The organism is Streptomyces hainanensis, assembly GCF_004348415.1.
GTDB classification, from domain to species: domain Bacteria; phylum Actinomycetota; class Actinomycetes; order Streptomycetales; family Streptomycetaceae; genus Streptomyces; species Streptomyces hainanensis.
Map to the genome: position 1 here is coordinate 1 of NZ_SMKI01000796.1, position 1639 is coordinate 1639.

Consider the following 1639-nt stretch of genomic DNA (forward strand, 5'->3'; position numbering starts at 1 on the left):
CCCCAGGGCTGGGGCACCGCACCGCCCCCACAGCAGCCGCCCACCCAGCCGGGCTGGGGCGGCCATCCCGGCTGGGGACAGCCGGGATGGGGACAGCAACCGGGCTGGGGACAGCCGGGATGGGGCGCGCCGGGCGGCTGGCAGGCGCCGCCCCAGCCGCCCAAGCCGGGCGTCATCCCGCTACGCCCCCTCGGCGTCGGCGAGATACTCGACGGGGCGGTCTCCACGGCCCGCGCCCACTGGCGCACCGTGCTCGCCATAGCCCTCCCGATAGCCATCGTCATCCAGCTGCTCTCCTCCGTCGCGCTGCACACCTGGCTCTCCGGCAGCACCGGCCTCACCGCCCTCGAGGACAACCCCAACCCCACCGACGAGGAGCTCCGCGACGCCTTCGGCGACCTCCTCGGCTTCGGCACCGTCACCGGCGTCGCGTCCCTCCTCGGCAACGTGCTGGCCACCGCCCTGCTCACCGTCGTCGTCAGCCGCGCCGTCATCGGCCGCGGCGTCACCGTCGGCGAGGCCTGGCAGGACTCCCGCGGCCGCCTGCTCCGCCTCCTCGGCCTGGTGCTCCTCGTCCCGCTGATCGCCGGCCTCGGCATGGCCGCCCCCCTGCTGGTCGGCGCCCTCGCCGGCTCCGGCCTCCTCATCGCCCTCGGCGCCGTCGGCGGCCTGGTCCTCGCCGTCTGGCTCTGGATCCAGCTCTCCCTCGCCGCCCCCGCCCTGATGCTGGAACGCCAGGGCGTCCTCACCGCGCTGCGCCGCTCCTGGAAGCTGGTCACCGGCTCCTGGTGGCGGGTCTTCGGCATCCAGCTGCTGATCGTCGTGCTGCTCACCATCGTGGGCGGGATCATCGAGCTCCCCGCGACGCTCGTCGCCGAGGTCGTCGCCGGCGGCGGCAGCGGCTTCCTCGAGGGCAGCCTCACCGACATGTCCTGGACGTACCTGGCCATCTCCGGCATCGGCGCCGTCCTCTCCTCCGCCGTCACCCTCCCCGTCGGCGCCGGCGTCACCGCCCTCCTCTACATCGACCAGCGCATCCGCCGCGAGGCGCTCGACATCGAGCTGGCCCGCGCGGCCGGCCTGGGCGACGCCCCCGCGCCGGGGAACTGACGCCGTGCCGTCGCCCCTCCCGGCGATCACCTCGCGGCGGTGGGACGATCCCACCCCGCCCGTCACCGTCGACCGCGACGAGGCCGCCCGCGAGGCACGGCGGGAGCTGTCCAAGCCCGCCTACGCCGAACACGAGCCCAGCCTGCCCCGCCGCGTCTGGAACTGGATCTGGGACAACGTCTTCGGCGTCCTCGACGACGTCGCCTTCCACACCCCGGGCGGCTGGCTCGGCCTGCTGGTCATCGTCGTGCTCGTCGTGGCCGCGCTGGTCGCGCTGCGACTGCGCCTCGGCGCCCTGCGCGACGCCACGGGCCCCCGCTCCACCGGCGGACTCTTCGACGACCGGCCGCGCACCGCCGCCGAACACCGGGCCGCCGCGGAGGAACACGCCGCGGCGGGCCGCTGGGCCGAGGCCGTCCAGGAGCGGCTGCGGGCCATCGTCCGCACCCTGGAGGAACGCGCCCTCCTCGAACCACGCCCCGGCCGCACCGCCACCGAGGCCGCCACCGAGGCCGCCCGCCCGCTGCCC

The 1639-nt window shown here is 76.0% G+C and carries 2 protein-coding genes; both read left to right on the top strand.

The genetic code is table 11. The features are described 5' to 3' along the window. On the top strand, nt 1–1110 hold a 1110-nt coding region (locus E1283_RS37855), incomplete at its 5' end, for a DUF7544 domain-containing protein (RefSeq protein ID WP_165956373.1). 4 nt (nt 1111–1114) lie between these two features. Further along, the coding region (locus tag E1283_RS36000; protein WP_132822364.1) for a DUF4129 domain-containing protein at nt 1115–1639 on the top strand (525 nt) is incomplete at its 3' end.